General features: G+C 33.3%; 19 protein-coding genes. 3 read left to right on the forward strand and 16 right to left on the reverse strand.

Annotation, left to right across the window (positions count from 1 at the left end; translation table 11 throughout):
• The first annotated feature begins 21 nt into the window (after nt 1-21).
• Nucleotides 22-684 carry a CPBP family intramembrane glutamic endopeptidase gene (locus FXX65_RS01280; protein WP_147614744.1) on the forward strand — a complete coding sequence of 221 codons (663 nt, stop codon included), beginning with the start codon at nt 22-24 and terminating at the stop codon, nt 682-684.
• Here the strand turns inward: FXX65_RS01280 and FXX65_RS01285 are convergent.
• From FXX65_RS01285 to FXX65_RS01355, 15 genes are all read right to left on the reverse strand, one after another.
• Nucleotides 665-1,507, reverse strand: a complete 843-nt coding sequence (locus tag FXX65_RS01285) for a hypothetical protein (RefSeq protein WP_147614745.1) — start codon at nt 1,505-1,507, stop codon at nt 665-667. The two genes, FXX65_RS01280 and FXX65_RS01285, sit on opposite strands and share 20 nt — an antisense overlap.
• Nucleotides 1,497-3,614, reverse strand: a complete 2,118-nt coding sequence (locus FXX65_RS01290) for a GldG family protein (RefSeq protein ID WP_187116186.1) — start codon at nt 3,612-3,614, stop codon at nt 1,497-1,499. The genes FXX65_RS01285 and FXX65_RS01290 overlap by 11 nt, the downstream gene beginning before the upstream one ends.
• 100 nt (nt 3,615-3,714) lie before the next feature.
• Complete coding sequence (locus FXX65_RS01295) at nt 3,715-4,545, reverse strand: ABC transporter ATP-binding protein (protein ID WP_147614747.1); 831 nt, start codon at nt 4,543-4,545, stop codon at nt 3,715-3,717.
• The gene (locus tag FXX65_RS01300; protein WP_147614748.1) at nt 4,523-5,449 is read right to left on the reverse strand and encodes a ribonuclease Z; all 927 of its coding nucleotides are present in this window, start codon (nt 5,447-5,449) and stop codon (nt 4,523-4,525) included. Before FXX65_RS01300 ends, FXX65_RS01295 begins: the two co-directional genes overlap by 23 nt.
• A complete protein-coding gene (locus tag FXX65_RS01305; protein ID WP_147614749.1) occupies nt 5,449-6,507 on the reverse strand; it encodes a lipid II:glycine glycyltransferase FemX in 1,059 nt (352 codons plus the stop codon). Before FXX65_RS01305 ends, FXX65_RS01300 begins: the two co-directional genes overlap by 1 nt.
• 53 nt (nt 6,508-6,560) lie before the next feature.
• The gene (locus FXX65_RS01310) at nt 6,561-7,877 is read right to left on the reverse strand and encodes an HAD hydrolase-like protein (RefSeq protein ID WP_147614750.1); all 1,317 of its coding nucleotides are present in this window, start codon (nt 7,875-7,877) and stop codon (nt 6,561-6,563) included.
• The gene (gene metG, locus FXX65_RS01315) at nt 7,870-10,185 is read right to left on the reverse strand and encodes a methionine--tRNA ligase (RefSeq protein ID WP_147614751.1); all 2,316 of its coding nucleotides are present in this window, start codon (nt 10,183-10,185) and stop codon (nt 7,870-7,872) included. The genes FXX65_RS01310 and metG overlap by 8 nt, the downstream gene beginning before the upstream one ends.
• 58 nt (nt 10,186-10,243) lie before the next feature.
• Nucleotides 10,244-12,244 carry an alpha-amylase/4-alpha-glucanotransferase domain-containing protein gene (locus FXX65_RS01320; RefSeq protein WP_147614752.1) on the reverse strand — a complete coding sequence of 667 codons (2,001 nt, stop codon included), beginning with the start codon at nt 12,242-12,244 and terminating at the stop codon, nt 10,244-10,246.
• 54 nt (nt 12,245-12,298) lie between these two features.
• A complete protein-coding gene (locus FXX65_RS01325; RefSeq protein ID WP_147614753.1) occupies nt 12,299-12,853 on the reverse strand; it encodes a hypothetical protein in 555 nt (184 codons plus the stop codon).
• Complete coding sequence (locus FXX65_RS01330; protein WP_147614754.1) at nt 12,846-13,445, reverse strand: hypothetical protein; 600 nt, start codon at nt 13,443-13,445, stop codon at nt 12,846-12,848. The genes FXX65_RS01325 and FXX65_RS01330 overlap by 8 nt, the downstream gene beginning before the upstream one ends.
• Nucleotides 13,438-13,914 carry a hypothetical protein gene (locus tag FXX65_RS01335; RefSeq protein WP_147612483.1) on the reverse strand — a complete coding sequence of 159 codons (477 nt, stop codon included), beginning with the start codon at nt 13,912-13,914 and terminating at the stop codon, nt 13,438-13,440. The genes FXX65_RS01330 and FXX65_RS01335 overlap by 8 nt, the downstream gene beginning before the upstream one ends.
• On the reverse strand, nt 13,907-14,974 hold the full coding sequence (locus FXX65_RS01340; protein ID WP_147614755.1) for an RnfABCDGE type electron transport complex subunit D: 1,068 nt from the start codon (nt 14,972-14,974) through the stop codon (nt 13,907-13,909). The genes FXX65_RS01335 and FXX65_RS01340 overlap by 8 nt, the downstream gene beginning before the upstream one ends.
• On the reverse strand, nt 14,964-16,256 hold the full coding sequence (locus FXX65_RS01345) for a 4Fe-4S dicluster domain-containing protein (protein WP_147614756.1): 1,293 nt from the start codon (nt 16,254-16,256) through the stop codon (nt 14,964-14,966). Before FXX65_RS01345 ends, FXX65_RS01340 begins: the two co-directional genes overlap by 11 nt.
• Complete coding sequence (locus tag FXX65_RS01350; RefSeq protein WP_147614757.1) at nt 16,240-17,664, reverse strand: hypothetical protein; 1,425 nt, start codon at nt 17,662-17,664, stop codon at nt 16,240-16,242. The genes FXX65_RS01345 and FXX65_RS01350 overlap by 17 nt, the downstream gene beginning before the upstream one ends.
• A gap of 5 nt (nt 17,665-17,669) precedes the next feature.
• Nucleotides 17,670-18,152: a divergent PAP2 family protein gene (locus tag FXX65_RS01355; RefSeq protein ID WP_147614758.1), complete on the reverse strand. Its 483-nt coding sequence runs from the start codon at nt 18,150-18,152 to the stop codon at nt 17,670-17,672.
• A 54-nt stretch (nt 18,153-18,206) separates the two neighbouring features.
• Between FXX65_RS01355 and FXX65_RS01360 the strand changes: the two genes are divergently transcribed.
• Both FXX65_RS01360 and FXX65_RS01365 read left to right on the forward strand, forming a co-directional pair.
• The gene (locus FXX65_RS01360; RefSeq protein WP_147614759.1) at nt 18,207-19,190 is read left to right on the forward strand and encodes an RluA family pseudouridine synthase; all 984 of its coding nucleotides are present in this window, start codon (nt 18,207-18,209) and stop codon (nt 19,188-19,190) included.
• A gap of 7 nt (nt 19,191-19,197) precedes the next feature.
• A complete protein-coding gene (locus tag FXX65_RS01365) occupies nt 19,198-20,115 on the forward strand; it encodes a hypothetical protein (protein ID WP_147614760.1) in 918 nt (305 codons plus the stop codon).
• Here the strand turns inward: FXX65_RS01365 and pcnB are convergent.
• A complete protein-coding gene (gene pcnB, locus FXX65_RS01370; RefSeq protein ID WP_147614761.1) occupies nt 20,112-21,239 on the reverse strand; it encodes a polynucleotide adenylyltransferase PcnB in 1,128 nt (375 codons plus the stop codon). The two genes, FXX65_RS01365 and pcnB, sit on opposite strands and share 4 nt — an antisense overlap.
• Between the last annotated feature and the right edge of the window lie 11 nt (nt 21,240-21,250).

Here is a 21,250-nt window from a genome sequence, read left to right on the forward strand (position 1 = left end):
AGCTATTATAATCTATGATATATGATAAGATTTCTTCCCGCCACAGAATTCATCTTTGTAGTCTTTTTTTTTGTCGTATTGCCAATTTTGACGAGAACACCAAGCGAATCGCAAAGTGAATTTTCGATAAATTTTTCTTTTTTTTCTTTTTTCATGTTTTTGCTGTGTGCCTTGCTCTTTTATTTTCACAGAAATTTGTACAAAAAAAAATATTCTTCTGCTGTTCCAACATTAAAAAAACATTCCGACGCTTTAATTTCATTTGGACTTTTGTTTTTGATTTCTTGCTCTTTTGAACTTGCTCAATTTTTGCTTTTAAAAAAAGGTTTTGATTTTAAAATTGCAAAACTGGTATTTGATTTTAATTTTTTTTCAACAATTTCGCTTTTGGCAAGCCTTATTTGCGCTTCTTTTTGTGAAGAGATTTTTTACAGATTTTATCTTCCAGATTTTGCAAAAGAAATATTTTCTAAAAATAAGATTACAGATTTTTTTATAGAAGCGATTTCTGTTTTTGCATTTGCAGTTGGTCATATCTATCTTGGTTTATTTGGATTTTTAAATGCTTTCTTTTCTGGAATAGTTTTAAGATTTTTATTGATAAAAGCAAAAAGTATTTGGCTCTGTTTTTTAGTTCATTGCCTTTATAATCTTCTTACATTTGTTATTTTACAAGCGATATGAGTTTTTCGTAAGTCCACTGGCTTATCTCATAGTAACTGTTACTTTCTATTATCTTTGGTGTAAGTTGGTGCGAATAAAAATATTGCTCTGTTCCATTTTCATCTGTCAAAAATATGTCTATTCGCTCTTGAGTTTCGTATTGTCCTAAAAGACTGATTGAACGCACAAAAGTAGCTTTAGTTTTATCAAAATCCAAACTAATTTTTCCATGTCGCAAATTCAAAAGACTTTCGAGTGAAGAGGTGTTTATGTTTAAATTTGAAGGATTTTTTACGGCGAAGAAAATTTCTTTTTCGGTCCAAAAATCCAAATCGCAATTAAGAAAAATTGAAAGGTCATTTTCTGTCTGATAACTTACTTTTGATTTTTGAGAGGCAACTGTAAGCCTTGAAGTTAAAAAATCTTCTTCTCCAAAATACAGTTTTGAAATGATATTTCCACTTTTATCTATGACAATCAAAATTTTTGCATCTTCATCGGTAAGTTTTAAATCGATCCTTGATTTGTAATTGTCTGAAATTTTATACATACTGCGTATTTTTGAGAGATTTCTTATCAATTCTTCAACATTTTTTTTATCCGCAAAGGTATTTATTCCTTTTTTTTCTAAAATCCAAAAATCTTCTAAAAATCTTAAAGTTATAGTTTCTTGAGAATCTTTTATAAAAATTGTCCCGATTTTTTCTTTATACGAAGGATTTACAAGAGCGGATTTTATAGACTTTTGCTCCACTTTTTTTACCGCAAAGATTGAAATTAAAAACAAGCTAAATGAAAATATTGCAAAGCAGCACAGAATTTTATTCAATTTTTTACTGTTCATTTTTGCTTCCTCGATTTCTAATAAGTCGCGCGGCCATAAAAAATATAGCGAACAAAATGATAAATAAAGGAATTATAAAAAAACATACAATCAAAATGTTTTTTCTCGCTCGTAAAAATTCGCTTTCGTCTTGAATCTTGTATAGGCTTGTGTTCGCAGGCATTTTTTCCATAAGCCCGGCAAGTTCTTCTTCATTTTTTAATGTCAGCAAAAGGTTCACAACATAATCGTAGTTTCTAAAATCACCTTGCTGAGTGGTGCTTGTAAAACCTGTCATGAGTGAAGACACAAAATATTGATCTGCAATTACCGCAATTCCCAGATTTTTATCCAAATCCTGCTTGATTGCACTCAAAGTTAGAATCTGATTTTTTGCTTGTGATTTCTGAGCGGTTTTGGGAATTAAAAAAGGATTTATTATAAAAAGATTTTTTGCATCGTTTGAAGGCTCCTGTTTCCATGCGTATTTGGTTGAAACGATGAGCGGCTTTACATTTTGATAGCAAAGTATGGGACTAGCCCAAAAAAAAGTTAAACCTTCTGGAGATTTTTTTTGAGGAAAGGTGCTTATCCAAAGCGGATAATTTATAGTTTTTAATGAAACATTTTTTTCTTCGCCTGTGCTCAAAGTCAAAGGAAAATTTGAAAGGTCTTGTGCGAGACTAAAATCAAAAGCAAAGCCCCAGTTATTTAATACAGAAATAAAACTGTCATTTTCGTTTTTCGTTGCATTCCAATCGCCTCTGACATCTATTGTATATGGGCTTGTTAAAGCGAGCAAAGAAGCCCCACTCTCGCAGGCATTTTTTAAGGCGAGGCTTTGTTCTAACGAAAGTTCCTTTGAACCCAAAAGTAAAATTTGAGTTTTTTTGATGTTAGATGTTTGTAAGTTTTCAAGCGTTGCCACAAGATTTTTTAATGGAAGTTCTTCTGCAAAAAATCCTCTGGAAGCAAGCCATGAAATAAGGTAAGCGTAATCTTCTTCCAAAGAAAATCCGTTTCCTGCAACAATATAGACTTTTCGTTCGTTTCCAGTTATCAGCTGTTGTATGCGTTGTGCAATATCGTATTCGAGAGTTTTTGTAGAAAGCGCGAACGGAATTATCGTAGAACGGTCGAGATATTGCAAAAGTATTGCAGAATAAACATTTGAGTATTCTACTTTTGTTGAATTTTCAGTTTTTAACTGACGACCTTCTATTCCAAGATTTTGCATTTTTTGTGGATCTGCATTTTCGATTTTCAAAGAAAAATTTTTATTTGAAAACACCAAAGATTTTAAATATTCAACGACTTCTTCACTTTGCGGATAATACTGCTTTAATTCTTTTGAGCGAAAATATCTTATCCTAAGCGGATTTTCAAGTTTATTTGCAAGTTCGTAAGTTACCTTTGAAAGCGAATATTGCTTATTTTTTGTAAAATCAAATCTAAAATAAATATTATTTAAAGCAAAGGTTAAAAAAAATGCGTTAAAAACAAGAAGAAAAATCGTCAATTTCTGGACTTTTAATTCAATGCGCTTGTTTTCGAAAATGCAAGCCAGGCTTAAAAAAAGAGAAAAAGCTAAAATGTAAAAGTATAAATCTCTCGTATCTAAAATTCCTTTTGAAAAAGAATCAAAATGCCAGGCAAAACTCAAGTTTTTCATCAAAAATGAAAAAAAATCTCCTGTGCGCGCATACAACGGAAGCAGATGAATAAAATTAAAACAAAAAAGCAAGCAGATACATAAAAAAAGTCCCACAAGCGAATGTTCTTTTTTTACGAGAGAAATAATAAAAATTGAAAAAGAACAGGCTGTCCAAAGGAAAAGACAGATTCCAAGATAACCCAACACAACTTCTGCAATTTCAACGTTTCCAAATAAATTAACCGCAAGTGGAATAAATCCCAATAAGGCCAATGGAAAAAATGCTGCACAAAAAGAAGAAAACGCGAGCGTTAAAAATTTTGAAAACGAAGAAATAGGAAATGAATCATCTTTTGTAAACGCTTTTAGCCTATAAACTAAGATAGGAACTGTTATTGTAAAGCAGTGTGCTATAACTGTAAAAAAAGAAATCAGACTTGTTGAGCCTAAAGTGATTACAAAAAATTTGTTCAAAAAAAAATAAGAAAAAGCTGTAAACAAAACAGTTAATATCGAACAAAAATAAAAAAGCGGATCGATTAAAAAAAAATAAATTGACGATTTTAGGAGAGATTTATTCATATTGAATGCCCTGCTCTGTTTTTGTAAGCGAAAAAAATGCTTCTTCTAAATTTTTTGCTCCTGTTTTTAAACATATTTCTTCTATAGTTCCTTGAATTAAAAATTTACCTTTATCGAGTATCACAATGTTTTGGCAAAGTGCCTGAGCTTCCTGCATAAGATGCGTTGAAAGCACTATTGTATGATTTTTTCCCAAATCTTTTACAAGACTTCTCATATTTGCAATTTGATTTGGATCTAAGCCGGAGGCAGGTTCGTCTAAAACTAAAATTTTAGGTTCATAGACCAAAGCCTGCGCAAAATTAACTCGTTCTCTAAATCCCTTTGAAAGATTTTTTATCTTTTGATTTTTTACTTCCAGTAAAGAGCATTGCTCCAAGGTTTTTAATACATTTTTTTTGGGGCAAGAGTGAATAGATGCAACAAAAGACAGATATTCTTGAACTGTGTATTGGCTTTCATTTATAAAAGTCGCATTTTCTTGAACAAAACCTGTAATTTGTCTTACTCTTGTTGGAAAATCAGTAGCATTAAAAGATTCTTCTCCTTCTAAAAAAAATAAAACTTCTCCTTCGCTTGCAAAATGCCTTCCTGTCAACGCTTTTAAAAGAGTTGTTTTTCCTGCGCCATTTAAACCTAAAATTCCTGTTATCGAGTTATCTTTAAAAGTTAAAGAAACCTTATCTAAGGCTTTTAAATCTCCATAGAACTTTGTAAAATCTTTTAATTGAATCATTTTTTCTCGAGTTATTTTTTCTATAAAAACAATAAAAGTCTTATTTGTTACAATCTTTTTATCATCAATCTTCGTAAGGGATTTCAAATATCATTCTGTCTTTAGAAAGGCAAGCACTAGGATACTCTTCTTGCGCCTGCTTTAAAAGAATATCTAAATCCCTGTCTGTGTAGCGAGGGCTATAGTGAATCATTGCCATCTTCTTTGAAAGGGAATCTCTGGCGATTATACCTGCTTGTCGTGCTGTCATGTGTTTTTTTTCTTTTGCCTGATCTGCACAATCATCGGCAAACATCCCTTCGCATATCAAAAGATCGCTTCCCATAACTTCTTTTGCAATCGATTTTAAATACAAGGTATCTGTTACAAAACTGAATTTTCTTCCGTGTCTTGCACTTCCAATAACCTGATTTGGCGTTACAACAGTTCCGTCTTGCAAGGTTATGTTTTCACCTCGTTGAAGTTTTCCATACAATGGCCCTGCAGGAATTTTTAACTGTTGTGCCTTTTCCACATTGAATTCCCCAGGCCTGTCCAATTCTTCTAAAGTGTAGCCCACACAGGTTTTTGTGTGCTGCAAAGGAAATGAGCGAACATAAAAATCTTTGCCTTCGTGCACCAAACAAGGAGCCGTTATCTCTTTTACGATTATTGGATAATTTATATACATATCCAAAACTTTGCGGCTGGTTTCTATGTATTCTGCAATTTTTGGCGGCCCATAGATGTATAAAGGTTCTGTTCTATCAACTTGACTGTTTAACATTAAAATTCCAGGGAGTCCTGTTACGTGATCTGCATGGGTGTGCGAAATAAAAATTGCATCTATTTTTTTCCATTTTAGGTTTAACCTTTTTAAACTTACTTGGGTTCCCTCTCCGCAGTCAAAAAGAAAAAGCTCTCCTTCTCTACGAACTAAAACTGAAGTAAGGTGGCGGTAAGGCAGTGGCATCATTCCTCCACAACCAAGGACAAAAACTTCAAGATTCATCACCTTCCCCTTATCTTTTTTAATATTTTTTTGTGCCAAAAGGCTCTTAATTCTTCTGCAATAGAATAAAGCCGATAAAACGGACTTAAAGGAACATCAAAACATCCAAGCCTGTGAATCATTTGCCCACCAAATCCAGTCTTAAAAAGATAAAGACCGTGCATAGGATGATTTTCATCTGGGGTTGGAGGTATTCCATAAAAATCATAAATTTTTGAACCAAATTTTTGAGCATCGCAAATCGCAGTCCATTGAACAAGGTATGCTGGCATCAAATTCCGTTTTTGATTAGAAGAACAGCCGTAAAGATAAATCGCTTCGTCCGCATTAAAGAGTGTTATTATAGCGGCTAAATCTTCATCTTCGTGCCTTGCAAGATACAAGGTTATTTTTGTATCGCCGTTGTTTCCTCGTTCAAGCAGGTCTTTATAATAGGATTTTGGATGAAGACCAATTCCATCTCGTAAAGCGGTTATCTTATAAAGTGAATAAAAACTTTCTAAATCCCTTTCAAAATCAGTTGAAGACGCTGTAACCGAGCGAACTTTTACACCGTGCTTTTGTGCATAGCGGATGTTGTATCGCCATTTGTTTTTCATATTCAAAAGCAAATCTTCATCCGTTTTAGTAAGGTCTAAAAAAGTGCTATCTGGTGGCTGTATATCGATTTTAGATTTTTTTATGTTGAGTTTTAATTTTTTGGAAAGTTTTTTTACTTTGTATAAAAAAGAATTACGATTTTCTATAGATTGAAAATTTAAAGGCAAGTCATATCGAATGCAAAGTGTATTTGAAGGAAGATCATTTTTTAGAGAATATGCAAAATCATTCAGCGTTTTTAGATAATTTGCTTCAAAATCAGGATTTTGTTTTTCATCAAAAAAAAATTCATCATCATTTATTTCAAAAGCCATTGGAACATAAGCAAGGCTGAATTGAATAAAACCTTTTTTAAAAGTTCTGTAAAGTATATTTATATTATTTTTTGTAAGCTTTTTCCAACCGTGAGCGCATTTAAAATCGCACCAAAAATCTGTCTGCTGAAATCTTTTTTTCATAATTATTGCATACAAAGATTAGCATAAATAAGATTTTAGGACAATTAAGGTCTTTATTGGTTTTTCTTGCTTAAAGCGATTCCATCTCCTATCTTAAAAAACTCAGTTGAAAATTCAGCATTATTTTTTAGAAAGTCGATGTATTTTCGTATTTTTTTTACGAGTTTTACTGTGCTGTAATTTCTCGTAAGGCTTAAATCTTCTACCATTCCATGAAAAGAAAGATTATCGCTTATAAAAACGCCTTTTTCGCTCAGATTTTTTTTATATTTTTCAAAAAATTTTATGTATTGTGCTTTTGCAGCATCTATAAAGATTAAGTCGAATTTTTCTTGTGTATCATATTCTAAGGCATCTGCAAAAACTGCGGTAATCTGCTCTTTTACTCCGCTCGATTTAAAATTTTTACAAGCGGTGTCAAACCTTTCTTTGTCGATTTCTATTGTCGTAACCTTTATATCTGGAGAAAGTTTTGCAAATTTTATCGATGAATAGCCAATCGCCGTTCCCAACTCTAAAATTGATTTTACAGAATTCTCTTTTATATAAGTACAAATGAAGTTACTTCCCTCGTCTTCGATTATAGGAACTTCGCTGTGCATCGCCTGTTCTTTTAGATTTGAAATAGAATCTTTTGAAAGAAAATCGATAAATCGTTCGAGTTCTGCTGCAACAGAAAAAGAAAAATCTGGATTTTCTGCGAGCAGTCTTTTTGTATCTCCAAGTCCACTTCTGCAAGCGACTGTTTTGCAGCCAAAGTTTTTTCCTGCTTGTATATCCTGCGCACTATCGCCAATCATTATACAATTTTCGTTTTTATATGTTGTACAATACTTTTTATTTATCAGATTTAAAGTGAATATAAGCCCTTCGCTTTCGGGTTTTAGTTTTATTTTTTTACCATCTTCGTTTAAGGTGTCAGGGCCTGTTACAAAATCAAATAAATCCAAAATTTCAAAATGTTTTAAAATCTGATTTGCAATTTTTGCAGGCTTGTTCGTAAGCAGAGCTGTTTTTTTCCCTTTCTCCTTTAATTTAAAAAGCAAATCTTTTATGCCAACATAGAGATAAGTTTTTACAACAGGATGCTCATAATAGTAATTTTGATAGAATTCAAGAATCTCTTCAAACTTTTTCGCATCGTAATCTAAATTGATATTGAACTTTCCCTTTGTAGAAAAATCTAAGGCTCTGAGCAGAAGTTTTTTAGTTCCATCGCCAACAAAAGATATCAGCGTCTTTGTTGGAACTGTCCAATAACCAAAGTTTTTTAAAGTGTGATTAACACAGTCTGCAATGTCGTCCCCAGAGTTTATAATCACTCCGTCGCAGTCGAATATATAAACTTCTGTAGACATCTTGTTAACCAATCTGAGAATTTAACGCTTTCAAAGTTTTTATCTCTTTTCCGTCGGCTAAGAGTTTTTTGCCTGCAAGTTGAACAAAGCCGTCAACTGCTTTTATTTCCACTTTGAAAAAATCATCTCCAGAAATTTCTTCTTTTTTTTCTGCACAAGGAGTTTCTCCTTCTAAGACAATTTTTGTTCCAGGTTTTGCCCAAAAAACATCTAAAACTTCAACGCAGTCCTTATCACCTTGTTTATAATCGCCAGCAAGCAACATCCCTCGGCTTTCTACGCCTCTCATAGTTCTTGGAGCAAGATTAGAAACGATTACGACATTTTTGCCCAATAAATCTTCTTCTTTTAGGTACATTCTCAATCCAGATTGAATCGTGCGGGGGCTTCCTGAACCGTCGTCTAAAGTTTCGATGTAGAGTTTTTCGCCTTCTGGATTAGGTTTTACATCGACAATTTTTGCAACTGTAAGTTCAATTTTTGAATTAAAATAGCTTGCTTGCTCTACAACTGGTAAAAATGCGGGTTCCTGTTGTTTTGTTTTTTTCTCTTTTTTACCTTCTTTGCGTTCTGTCTGATTGCCTGCAAATTTTGCTTTAAAGGAATCCACTGTCTTGTTGTCTAACGGAGTAAAATACACAGAAGTTTCAGAAATTTTATCTAAGCCTTCGGTTTTTCCTAAATCTGCCCAAACCAAAGCATCGCTTGCACCAGGATTTGCAAAAGTTGAAGTGTATATTTTTTTGCCAAAATAACCTGCAATCACCTGCGAATACTGAGGCAAAAATGGCTGAATCATTATCATCAAATCTTTTATGATGTAAGCAAGGTTAAAAAGAACGTCGTCTGCGATTTTTTTATTTTCTTTTATGGTTTTCCAAGGCTCTGCAGCTTGAAACGCTTTATTGCAAAGGTCAGAAATTTCCATAATCGTGTGGAGTGCGGATTTTAATTCGGCCCATTCTAAAAATTCTGTAACTTTCTTTTCTTTTTCTAGAACCACCTTCCAAAGTTTTTCATCTTTTTGTCCGAGAGGAATTTTTCCTTCGTAATTTTTATTGATGAAAAGGAGAGTTCTATTCACCAAATTTCCAAGATTACCAATCAATTCTTTGTTGTATTTTTCTTGAAAATCCTTCCATGTAAACTGATAATCCTGATTTTCTGGTCGGTTATAATATATGTAAAATCTCCAGGCATCAGCAGGAATTCCAGATTCTTTTGCGTCTGAGCCAAAAACTCCAATTCCCTTTGATTTTGAAAATTTTCCATCTTCGTAATTTAAGAATTCTGTGGAAGACATATGAAAAAGTTTCGTGTAATCTTTGCCTGTTCCAATCATTGAACAAGGAAATACAACCGTGTGGAAAGGAATGTTGTCTTTCCCTATGAATTGAAATAAATCAACTTTTGTGTCGAATTTTTCGCTGCTTTCCGAAGGAAGCCACCACTTTTTCCAGTCGAATGAAGTTTTTCCAGCTGCTTTTAATTCATTTTCCAGCTGTTTTGTTATAGAAATATAACCTATAGGAGCATTGAACCAAACATAGAAAACTTTTTCTTCATAACCTTGTTTTGGAACTTTTATTCCCCATTTTAAGTCTCTCGTTATTGCCCTTTCGTTAAGTCCGTCGCGAATCCAGGCCTTTGTCATCCTTATCGCGTTTTCAGACCATCTTCCTTCTTTACTCGCCTTTTCCATCCATTCTTCAAGTTTCGGTGCGATAGAAGGTAAATCGATGTAAAGATGTTTTGTCTTTTTTACTTCTGGAGTTGAACCGCAGGTATGACATCTAGGTGCTAAAAGTTGCGTTGGGTCTAAAAGCGATCCACAGGTATCGCATTGGTCGCCTCTAGCATCGGTTGCTCCACATTTGGGGCAAGTTCCATCAACATATCTGTCTGCAAGAAACATCTTACAGTTTGGGCAGTAAAGCTGCTCTGTTGTATGTTCTGTTATAAACCCGTTTTTGTCCAAATCGTTAAAAATCGATTGAGTTATTTCTGTACATTCTTCGTTTGAAGTTCTTCCAAATTTGTCAAAAGCGATATTGAACCATTCGTATATATCTTTGTGTATTGCGTAATAATAATCGCAAAGTTCTCTTGGAGTCTTGTTTTCTTTTAGTGCTTTAGTTTCGGTAGCAGTTCCGTATTCGTCTGTGCCACAGATATACATAGTTTCATATCCGCGTTCGCGACAAAAACGTGCAAAAACATCAGCAGAAAGCATCTGAATTAAATTGCCAAGATGAGGGATATTATTTACATAAGGCAGTGCTGATGTTATGAGTTTTCGGTTTAATTTTATATTTTCCATGGTTTAAGATTATACAAAAAATGCTTTTTTTATACAAATCTCAAATAAGAATATGATTTTATTGTTTTTTCTTTCCACGTGATTTTTTAGGAGTTATTATCGTGAAATTTATTGTTTTTTCCATCTCCATTCCTGCGGCAAGATCTACGTTCCAAAAAAGAGATGCGACAAAAGTTGTTCCGCTAATTTGTGATAGATATGAATTAACTTGTGGTCTTCTAAAATACATAGGGCCGCAAGTTATGCCAGATTCTTCGTTTGGCTCGTAAACAAAAGATATATCGTTTGAACTGTCTGTAACTCTCATATAAGAGATGGCTTTTTGACTTTGCTGATTTGAAATCCTGTCAAAAGTTATGCTTTCGCCGCTACTTACAAGATCTACTCTGTAAGAATTTGTCTGAGCTGTTGTAAAATCTGTCTGAGCAAAGTTTGATTCTACGACAAAGGCTCCTTTAAACGCTATTGGCCCTTCATTTTTTAAAATATATTGAACGGTAAAGCCGCTTGAATTCATCAAATATTTTTTTCTGAGGCTAACTGGTAAATCCAAATTTGAATAGTTTCCCTGCCCTTTGAGTTTTATCTCTTTTCTCGAACTTGAAAATTCTGTTTGTTCAAATAAAACTCTCGAAAAAATTCCGCAGCCTGTTGGCAAACCTTTTTTATATTCTGCAAATTCGTCTTTATCAAATAGATGCTCTACAAAAAGGCCTCTCTCATAAAAATCTGTAACACCGTCAAATTTTTCTATTCTGCTTAAATTGTCTGCATAATTTCCAGTATTGTGGATTATATCAAGTTCATTTATCTCGCCACCTCGCGGAGTTATGCAGGCTGTATATTTTTCCATAGAACAAACATATTCTTCGCGTCCGTCTAAATTGTAGTCATAAGAAGTTACAGATTCTTTAAAAGGTGAAGCTTCGCGAATGTATTTTTCCGCTTCTGTTAGGTTTCTATAAGCGTCCTGCCTCATAGCGTTGTTTGCAAAAATTCCATCGGGAGAGCATATTAATGCTTCTCCTTCTTGAGCCTTCCACAAAGAAGCCCTTGCAGAATTTTTCCTTGCCTTATCTCCATGACTATTCCCTATCAGCATAGAAATATAGAGAATGCGGTTATAAAGAGCGCCACATCTTTGGTAGGTTTGCAAAAAATTGTGGATTGTAAGTGGTGTATTATTTTTTTCTTCTGGTTCGTACGGTTTTAAAGCCCATTTTGCAATATCCGCTCTAACGCCAGAAGGTATGTAAGAGCGAACAAATTCTTTTGATTTTCTTATGAATTCTGCAGGAAGGCAGAGATTCACATTCTTAGGAAAATCACCTTTTGCCGCTTCAAAAAATTCAAAAATCCAGTCAGATCTCAAAAGTTTTTCCATAGTTTCTGGTTCTGTATTTACAGAAATTATCCTGTCGTCTGTGTATGCACAGTGAAAATCATCTTTTGTCGATTTTTCTATTTGTTTTAAGAGTGAGTTTATATAAGCTTCTGGAGAAATATTTTTTTCTATAACTTGCTCAAGATTTCTATAGGAAGGTAAAATTTTCACGGATTTTCCATTTTCACTTACGATTATTGGAAGATAGCGCTCATTTTGATGCGAAATAAGTGAACTGTCGAGTTCAACCCACTCCATTCCGCAGTTTTGGAAACAAGGCACCAGACAATTATCCCATACAGAACTCAATACAGACATTCCTCTTGGTCTTTTACCTGTCAATCGCCTCAATTCACTTGTTAAAAGTTCTATCTGGCCTGTTCTATCTATAGGAAAGAGCAAAGGAAAAACCGGATTGTAATATCCCCCACCTAAAAGTTCAATCTGTTTGCGTGCTAAAAGCTGCTTTAAAAGCGTTAGAAATTCTGGATGCTTATTTTCAAGCCATTCAAGTTGGAGTCCTGAAAAAGAAAAACTCATCTTGCTTGAAGGATTTTTATACAGATAAGATATTATATTTTTTAATACTTTTTCATAAAGTTTGTCTTGAGCAGAAAATTCAGAAAGAACTGTTGAATTAACAGTTAACGAAAAACAGATGTTTAGGGTTTTCACAGTTCCTCCATAATACAAAAAAGTAAAGCAATATAATCTATAAAAAAGACTTTTTTATTTTAATATAAAATTAAGAAAAGAAACATCAGAACAATAAAAAATTATCAGTAAAACAGCAATGCTGAATATAAGAACATTGAAAGACTTTAATTCATCGCCATTTTTATACAGGTCAAATCGTTTTTTTAGAGCAAACACAAAAAGGACAAGCAAATAAAAAGAAGCAGTGCTTGCCAAAGATATGAATAAAGCAGAAACAAACGAAAAACTTTCTGTTAAACTCATTAAAACTATCATAAAAGGCAAAACATAATCTTCGCCAAGCTCAAAAGATTCCGCCTTTATGAGAAAATTAAATAAAAAAGACAGCGCAACAAATATTATGCACATAAAAAGTGGCATTAAAACTTCTGCGGAAAGCCTTTTTAAAACAAAAAAATTTAATAGATAAGAAAAACTTGTCGTAAGCACCGTTAAAAAAAGAGTTTTAGAAAGGCTTAAAAGATATGTTTTTACACCTCTTTTTAAAGAGAGCAGACGATTTATTCCAACTCCGTAATAAAAAATGAGAGAGCTTGCAAAAATATAATAAAAAATCAATTTAGTCATTTTTATCTTCCTTTATGAAACTTACATAGAAAAAAAATGTCAGTGCTGTAAAAAAAATAGTTCCAGGAATTGTCGCTATAAAACTGATTAAAGGGAAACTTTCAAATACAACAGGCAATTTTATCACGATAATTTTCTGCCAAAAAGGAAAAGTCAACGTAGAAAATCCCAAAAAATCTTTAAAAAAGAAAATGAAAAAGCAAAAGATTGAAATTTTTATAGATTCTTTAAATTTTGAAACAAAGTCACTTTTTAAATCTTCAAGCTTTAAAGATGATATCATCACTAAGACCACAGAAGAAATTGCAGGAAGATATATGCTGTAGCCCAAAGTCAGCGCCGCTATTGGACAAATAATCGTTAAAATCAATTTGTAGAAAATCGAAACCGCAACAATTTGTACCGCCATAATCGCAATCTTTAATAGCTGAGATTCTATTTTTTTTATTCCATGTAAAATTAAAGTTGAACAGGCAACAGTTAAATTAAAATGAACTAGCATAAAAATTCCAAAAGCGATTCGACCCGGAATAGGTAAAACTATAGCAAGCGTTGTTGCAAGATAAAAAAATATTCTATTGTAATTATTCATCAAAAAGTCCTGCCCTATTTAAGATTTGAGGAAGTTTCGTTTGCCAATATACAAGATGAGAAGAAAGATGTTGTCTTTCGAGGACTCGTGTTAATTTTGCATTTTCAATAGCATATCCTGCAAACTCGCATTCGTCCCTTTGGCATATAAAAACAGAAGGTAAAGGACCAGCTTGAGATGGAGTACGCATTATCAAAGCAAAATATTTTGTCCTGTCCGCTCTGCTTCTTTTACATTCAAAAATTTGAATGTCGGAAAGCAAAATATTTTTAGAATCAACGCTTCTTCCTAAAGTCCACTCAGAACCATATTTTTTTTCAAGTGTAATTTCAACGTAATTTTTTAAACTTTCTTGCCAAAATCCTTTGGAAACAAAATTTAAAATCAGCAATATAGAACAGACTGCTATAAAAGAAAAAAATATGATGGTTGATTTTATCAAAACTTTTTTGTTTTTTTCGCTAAGCATTGTTTCCGTCCTTTAATTGAGCCGAATTTTCTTGCAGTTGTTTTTTTACTCTTTTAATTTCAAAAAAATATTCTGCATATTGAATGAGTGGACTTACCGCATTCATAAAAAGTATTGTAAAAACAATTCCCGAAGGCGAGGTTCCTGCCCCAACTATCAAAAAAGCACAAATTCCTGCAATTACAGCGTACAAAGATTTGCCTAAATTTGTCATAGGTGTTGTTCCTGCCATCTGTAACAAAAAAAGGCAGGCCATTAAAAATCCACTCGTGCAAAACGCTAAAAAAAGATCTCCATGTGTTGGCGAAGCATAAAATAATGGCAAGATGAAATAAATTAAAATTGCGTAAGTTAAAACAAAAATTCCTGGAATCAAAATTTTTATAACATCAAAAGAAAAAAGGATTAAAGAAGAAATCAAAGTTATAAAATTAAATCTAAAAGCTGCAATCGTGCTGTGCGTGTCCCAAAATAGAGATATATAACCGTCTGGAATTGAAACGCCAAACAAAGAAAAAACAGTTTTATTAAAAAAAGAAGTTATTTTTGGATCTGCATCAATCATTGGGAAAGTCCCATTTTGAATTAAAAACAATGAAGGATTTTTTGAAAAAAGGATTTCCGATGAAAGCTCAAAAGATGGAAAAAGTGTTTCACCCAAAATCCAACACAGCGCAACTGTGAGAGCTGGAAGATTTATCCAGTTATCCGCATATCCTGCAATAAAAAATCTACAGGAAAAAAACACAAAAAATGTCGCAAAAAATGCTGCATAAAAAGGAAAAGTCGACGGCAAAAAAAGACCAGTTAAAATACCCTGAATCGCTGCGTTAATAAAATTGTAGCAATTTTTTTTATCCCGATTAAAAAATTCGATTAATTCTACTGCACAAGTTGCAAAAGTTGTAGAAAAAATAAGGATAAGATTTGCCCAGCTCCTTGTGAACAAAAGAAGGAGAACTTGCAAAGTCAAAAAGGAAAGTATAACTATCGAATTAGTTTTTACAGAAAAAGATAGATATTTATATGGGCGAGAAGTTATTTCAATTTTATTTTTCATAAGTTTTTTCCGTTTTTAATTTTGCTATTATCTGGCTCAAAGGAATTCTTGAAGGGCAAACAGAATTGCAAAGAGCGCATTCTGTACAAAGGGCTGCGGTTTGTCGTATCAAAGCGAGATTATTTTCGTAACTTTCCTTGTGAATATAACTTCTGTAAAGGCTTTCTGGGAAAAGCGATAAAGGGCAGATTTTTAAACATTCACCGCAACGCACACAAACCTGTTCAATTTGGTCAGGAAGATTTTCTTTTGGAATAAACGCAACAGATTTTACTTCTTTTGAAACTGGAATATTCAAGTTAGATACAGAAAGTCCCAAAAGAATTCCGTTTATTACGATTTTAGAAAGAGGCCTTTTAAAACCTCCTGCTTGAGCAACCAAATCCTTCAAGGTAGTTCCAATCTTTACATCAAAAAAGCCTGCAGTATTTAAACAATCTCCACTCAAGTGAACTTTAGAACTTATTACTGGCTCGTTAAAACAAACTGCATTGAAAGCATTTAAAGCGGTAAGGCAATCTATATAAAGATCTTCTGTAGAGATTTTATTGAAAGGCGAATCCTTACAAGTTTTTTTTGTCGCTTGAATTATCTCATGCATAAAACCGTTAGGATAAGCTGTTGAATCTATAAATATTTTTTCATAAGGAATATTGCTATCTGAATACGAAAAATCCTTGTCTTTATCATTTGTATCTGCAACAAATAAAATTCCATTTGCAGACATTGCCTTTGCAATTATAAAGGAACCTTGCTTGACCATTTCAAAATAAAATTTGCTCACTAAACCTTCTGTCAATCTGCTTGGGTCATCTGAATAGAGCCTTACGATTAACAAGCGGCTGGCTTTTGCTTCAATTTTTTTTATCTGCGAAGAAAGACAAGTTAATTTAGAAAAAGTATTGTAAACACCTTTTTCCGAAAAAATATAAAGCAGAGTTTTTTGATCTAAATTTTTCCAGTCAAAAACCTTATTTTTTTTACCAGTAAAAGAAAAGGCACCTTCAAGTTTTATCTTTGCTGCAAGTCCACGAGAACCGTCTGAAAAATCGGTTTCAATAATATCCAAAACTTTTCCTGGAATTGAAGCATGAATGGCAGTTTCTAAAGAACGTGCAATCACCTGTCCTTCTTTTACGATTTCGTTTCCCTTTACGAGAATTTCAAAGTCACTAGAATCGTTTTTTTTAAGAGGAACTAAAGCAATCGGAGGAAGAAAAGCCTTTGAGTTTTCTTGGATTAAGCCTGCGTCTTCCGAAAGATAATTATGAACCGAAACCATTTTTTATTTTACCTGATAAACAATAAAGCAAGACCGTCAATGGAATAAAAGTCATAAAAATTAGCACAAGCATCGCAGATTTTTCCGAAGTTTTTCCAGAATTGGCGGTATACCCATAAGAAGTTTTTTTTCCCTGTTGGAGCATAAGTTTTTCCAAAGCAGGATATTCAATTTTTTCTATTCTATCACAAATTTGACTTATAAAGGAAGAATCGTATGTTAAAACGGTTTCCACTTTTTCGAAAATTCCTTCATCATTTTCTTCAAAATTTACGATTTTAACGCTCTCGCCTTTTTTAATTGCAGATATTTTTTCGTTATCTTCTAATTTCCTGTACGGAAAACTTATTTTAATCCAAGCCCAATCTAAAAAATCTTCAAAATTTGGCAGTGAAAAATCTCTATTGAATTTTTCTACTGGCGAAGGCAAAAGCGGTCTTTGTGTGTTTGAGTCCGAAGTAAAATTAAAATTTAAAAGTTTGTAGGAAAAAATTAAAAAAATTAAGACGAATACAAGTGCCGATAGAATAATTCTACTCTTTTTTTTGTTTTTAAGGATATTAACTTTAGATGATGGCTTTATAAAGACAAAATTGAATTCTGGTTCCGAATCGTCTTGCGCATAAGTAAAAAAAACTTTCTTTAATTCTAAATAAAACAAAAGAAGCGATGTGCAAGAAAAAATGCAAATCAAATACAAAGCTGAATTTACAAAAGATGAAAGAGATAAAAAAATGCCTGGCAAAAAAAGCAGTAAAAGTATAAAAAAAGTATTTTTATTCAATTTTAGAAAATCTTTTCTTTCATAAAGTTTTTCCAATAAAAAAAATGCAAACAAGGCGATTGCGCTCGCTCCAACGGTTGTAAAAAAAGGACGAAAAAAACTAAAAAAGATAAAAGGAAGCGAGGTTAAAACAAAATATTTTTTCAATTTGGAAAAGTAAAGCAAAAATCCGAAAAAAATGAGCAATATAAAAGGTGCAAAAGCGAACGAAGAATTTGAAAAATCTGCCGAAGCAAAAGTTTGGCTATAACCGTTTATCTCTAAAATTGCATTTTTTAATCCAGTCAAATATCTTTGTGGAACGTAAAAAATCGAGAACGAAGATGAAGAATCTGTAAAAAAAGAATTTCGTTTTAGAATATAGGACTTTTCAAGTTCAATTTGAACTGGCGCTAAAGGCGATACAACAGGAATTTTTTGATTAACTTTGCAAACAACATTTTTGCAATCATTTTTTTCTAAAAGGCTTATTACGTTTTCATCAGAAAGAACTTGAGATTTTACATACAAAAGATTATAGCCTTCCCAAAGTTGAGTTTGAGGTTTTGTTCTAAAAAAAAACAAAAAAAGTAAGGATAAAATTGCTGCAAAGAAGAAAAGGACAGTTTTTTTTAGTGAGTTCATTTTTTCTAAAGGAGTAAAAAACCCGCTCCTACAAATGCACCCAAAATACTTCCGACAATAACTTCCATTGGGCTGTGCCCCTGAACTTCTTTTAAATTTTTGTATTCCTGAACCAACCCCTGATCTTTTAACAGGTTACCAATTCTGTTTATCATCTTTGCTTGAATGCCGTTTGCCCTTCTTACTCCAACAGCATCCCTTATCGTAATCATAAAAAAGCAGAACGAAAGTACAAATATGTCAGAATCTATTCCGGATGTTATTCCTATGCAAGTGCAAAGGCAGGCAACTAAAGCGCTGTGGCTAGAAGGCATTCCTCCAGTTCGCCAAACTAAAAGTTCTGCAATTTCTTTTATGCTGTGGACTTGTCCTGCAAATAATTTTATCAAAGTTTTTAAAAACTGCGCAAAAAACCAACTGAAAATGCAAGCCAAAAAAGTAGGTGAATAAAGCAGAATCGTAAGTTGTTCCCAAAAACCTTTTACCATATAAAATATTTTAATGTAATGAAAAAAAATGTCTAGTATGCTAACATCTTGCCCATGGACTTTGTTAATTTTACAGCAGGTAAAGACGATGACAACAGACGGCTCGACGTCCTTGTAAGAAAATTTCTTAAAGAAGAAAGCCTCGCTCAACTTTACAAGTCCATCCGAAACGGTTTTATAAAGGTCAATGGTCAAAAAAAAGAAGGTAAATACAGAGTTTTAGAAGGCGATAATATTTCATTCGCTTCTTTTTTAATCAAAAATCAAAATACAAAAGAAGTTGAAAAACATGCAGACGCTAAAGATTTTCCGACTTTAGACAAAAAAATCATAATTTTGCGGACGGATGATTTTCTGTTTTTGAATAAGCCTTACGATATTCCTGTTCAAAAAGCAAATAAAAACGACTTAAGCCTTGATTCATTAGTCGAGAACGAAAGAAAAATTACAGAGGAGGCAAAAAGTCTCGCTTTTAAAACTGGACCTCTTCATCGTTTAGACCGCCTTACGACAGGACTCATAGCGTTTAGCCAGAGTTTGCAGGGGGCAAGATGGTTTTCGGCTGTCATAAAAAATTGCCTTGCAAAAAAAACTTATTTCGCGCTTGTTCAAGGCAAGATGAGCAAAGAATATTTTTGGCAAGATAGAATTAGCAGGCAGAAAATAACAGATAAAGGCTTTCATACTGTAAGCGTAAATTCAAAAATTGATGAAGGAAGAATAAGTTATACAAAAGCAAAGCCACTGGGAACTGGCTCATATAAAGGTCTGGATGTAACCCTCGTAAAATTTGAAATTTTAACTGGACGCACACATCAAATAAGGGCAACAAGTTCGAGCCACGGCTACCCTCTTCTTGACGACACCGCTTATGGAGCGAAAAAAATAGATTCAAGACAAAAATTATACCTTCATTCATACAGCTTAGATTTACCAAAAAACGATTTTGCCCTTCCAGAAACTATAATTGCTCCATTGAACGAAGAATTTTTAAAAATGATGGAACTTTCTTTGATAAATTGGAACGGTAAATTATAATATGCTCATGGATTTTGAAGATTTTTTTGGATTGAAAAAGAAAGAAATTCAAGTCTTTGCATTTTACGGCCCTTCTGGAACAGGAAAGAGTTTTAGGGCTAAACTCGTTGCGCAAAAATTCCACATAAAAGCGATAATCGATGACGGTCTTTTGATATACGAAGACAACATACTCGCAGGTCATTCTGCAAAACTAGAAGACAGCTACATGGGTGCTGTTAGAGTGGCTTTATTTGACGACAAAGAACACCGCGATAGTGTCGCCTTAGAAATTCAAAAAAAACAGATAAAAAAGATTCTCCTCTTGGGCACAAGCGAAAAGATGATAAACAAAATTGCGATGCGCCTTCAGCTCCCCCTTCCGCAGAAATATGTAAAAATCGAAGACATTGCAACAAAAGACCAGATTGAAGCGGCAAGAATAAGCCGCCAGATAGAAGGCAAACATGTAATTCCCGTTCGAGCGTATGAAGTTAGAGGTGCAGGAAGTTACAGCAGAATTTTTATATCAAAGGTAAAAGTCCGCCTTGCAAAAAAGAAATTTTTTAAAAGATTTTTTAAAAACGCAAACGACAATCCGGATATAAATTCTAAACTGTTTGAAAAATCCGTGGTTCGACCTTCCTTTTCTGTAATTGAACGAAAAAATGTTTCGCAAGCATATCTTGCTCGCCTTTGCCTGTTGTGTGTTCAAAATTTTAATAAAACGATAAAGATAAAGAGCTTAAAGATAAAGCCTCAAAAAAGCGGTTACAAATTTTACATAACTATAGACGTTCCTTTTGGAGAGCCACTTTCAGACCTTAGCAACGAATTGAATCAATACGTTATAAAATCAATCGAAAAAATAAGCGGAATTCTAATTGAAGACATCGCTATAACTGTGGATAAAGTTTTAATTCCAAAAGATATTTTAATCGCTTAGAGTTGTTCGCGGCTTTTTACAGTTTTTGTGCGTTCTCGCTTATTTGTAAAGGCGTTTTTTGGAATCTTTATTCCTACTCCAAGATTTTTTAAGCTGACTCGAATCGCATATTCAAGTTCTGTGCGTTGAGGATTTATAGGCAAAACAAAATTTCTAACCTGTGTCCAGGTTTTTAAATACAGTTCTCCAGTGGCAGTCTTTGCAGAAACTTCTTTTTTCCAGTCCGTAAGCGTGTTGATAAAATCACCTATAAGATAGGTCAACTTTTGTCCAAGTCGGACAGTTTTATCGTTTTGAACGAGATTATCCATTTGCAGAAGATTTTGCATATATGAACGTTCAAATTTTTTGGATTCATACATCAAATTTGTCGCATTTGGTTGAAGATACATGTAAAGGTCAGTTTCTAGACAGGACGAAATTATGTCATAAGCGTGGCCAGAATTTAAAATCTTTAACATTTCTTCTGTTAATCTGCTAGGACTTACTGGCAATAAAAGATGCGCGCTTTTTCTGATTTTTTGCTTTAGGAAAAATCCCATCTTACATCCGCAGGTTGCACTATATTTTACAGCACGCAACATTCTTACTGGGTCTTCTTCAAAAATACGGTTCAAAGGAATCACAGGTTTTAAAACACGATTTTTTATATCCTGAACTCCACCCACATAATCTATAACCTGTTCTTTTATAGGATCGTAATAAAGGGAATTAAGCGTAAAATCGCGTCTTTGTACATCTTCTTCTATCGAGCCAAAACTGTTTCCAACGCTGCCTGCAACTGTTGAGCGAAAGGTTGAAACTTCAAAAATCTTCTCATCAAAAAAAACATGCACAAGCCTAAAGCGCTTACCGATTATCCTTGAATTTCTGAAAAGTTTTTTTATCTTGCTTGGAGTAGCACTTGTTACTATGTCAAAATCTTTTGGTTCTTTACCTACGAGTAAATCCCTTACTGCTCCACCAACTATGTAAGTGTCAAAACCACAGTCTTTTAAATGGCTTACAACTTTTAAGCAATCTGAATCTATCTTTTCTACGGGAATTTTATGTTCGTTTTTGGTGTAAATTATGGCCTTTTTAACAGGGTGACCACTTCTGTTTTTAGAATATCTGTATAACACAATGCTTTATA

This window comes from Treponema pectinovorum, from assembly GCF_900497595.1.
GTDB classification, from domain to species: domain Bacteria; phylum Spirochaetota; class Spirochaetia; order Treponematales; family Treponemataceae; genus Treponema_D; species Treponema_D pectinovorum.

Coding starts and splice junctions, on each gene's coding strand:
- FXX65_RS01340 (WP_147614755.1), bottom strand. CDS start 14,974: ATGAAAAATAAAATTGAAATAACTTCTCGCCCATATAAATATCTATCT.
- FXX65_RS01285 (WP_147614745.1), bottom strand. CDS start 1,507: ATGAACAGTAAAAAATTGAATAAAATTCTGTGCTGCTTTGCAATATTT.
- FXX65_RS01300 (WP_147614748.1), bottom strand. CDS start 5,449: ATGAATCTTGAAGTTTTTGTCCTTGGTTGTGGAGGAATGATGCCACTG.
- FXX65_RS01280 (WP_147614744.1), top strand. CDS start 22: ATGATAAGATTTCTTCCCGCCACAGAATTCATCTTTGTAGTCTTTTTT.
- FXX65_RS01360 (WP_147614759.1), top strand. CDS start 18,207: ATGGACTTTGTTAATTTTACAGCAGGTAAAGACGATGACAACAGACGG.
- FXX65_RS01345 (WP_147614756.1), bottom strand. CDS start 16,256: ATGGTTTCGGTTCATAATTATCTTTCGGAAGACGCAGGCTTAATCCAA.
- FXX65_RS01330 (WP_147614754.1), bottom strand. CDS start 13,445: ATGAATAATTACAATAGAATATTTTTTTATCTTGCAACAACGCTTGCT.
- FXX65_RS01365 (WP_147614760.1), top strand. CDS start 19,198: ATGGATTTTGAAGATTTTTTTGGATTGAAAAAGAAAGAAATTCAAGTC.
- FXX65_RS01355 (WP_147614758.1), bottom strand. CDS start 18,152: ATGGTAAAAGGTTTTTGGGAACAACTTACGATTCTGCTTTATTCACCT.
- FXX65_RS01305 (WP_147614749.1), bottom strand. CDS start 6,507: ATGAAAAAAAGATTTCAGCAGACAGATTTTTGGTGCGATTTTAAATGC.
- FXX65_RS01325 (WP_147614753.1), bottom strand. CDS start 12,853: ATGACTAAATTGATTTTTTATTATATTTTTGCAAGCTCTCTCATTTTT.
- metG (WP_147614751.1), bottom strand. CDS start 10,185: ATGGAAAATATAAAATTAAACCGAAAACTCATAACATCAGCACTGCCT.
- FXX65_RS01350 (WP_147614757.1), bottom strand. CDS start 17,664: ATGAACTCACTAAAAAAAACTGTCCTTTTCTTCTTTGCAGCAATTTTA.
- FXX65_RS01335 (WP_147612483.1), bottom strand. CDS start 13,914: ATGCTTAGCGAAAAAAACAAAAAAGTTTTGATAAAATCAACCATCATA.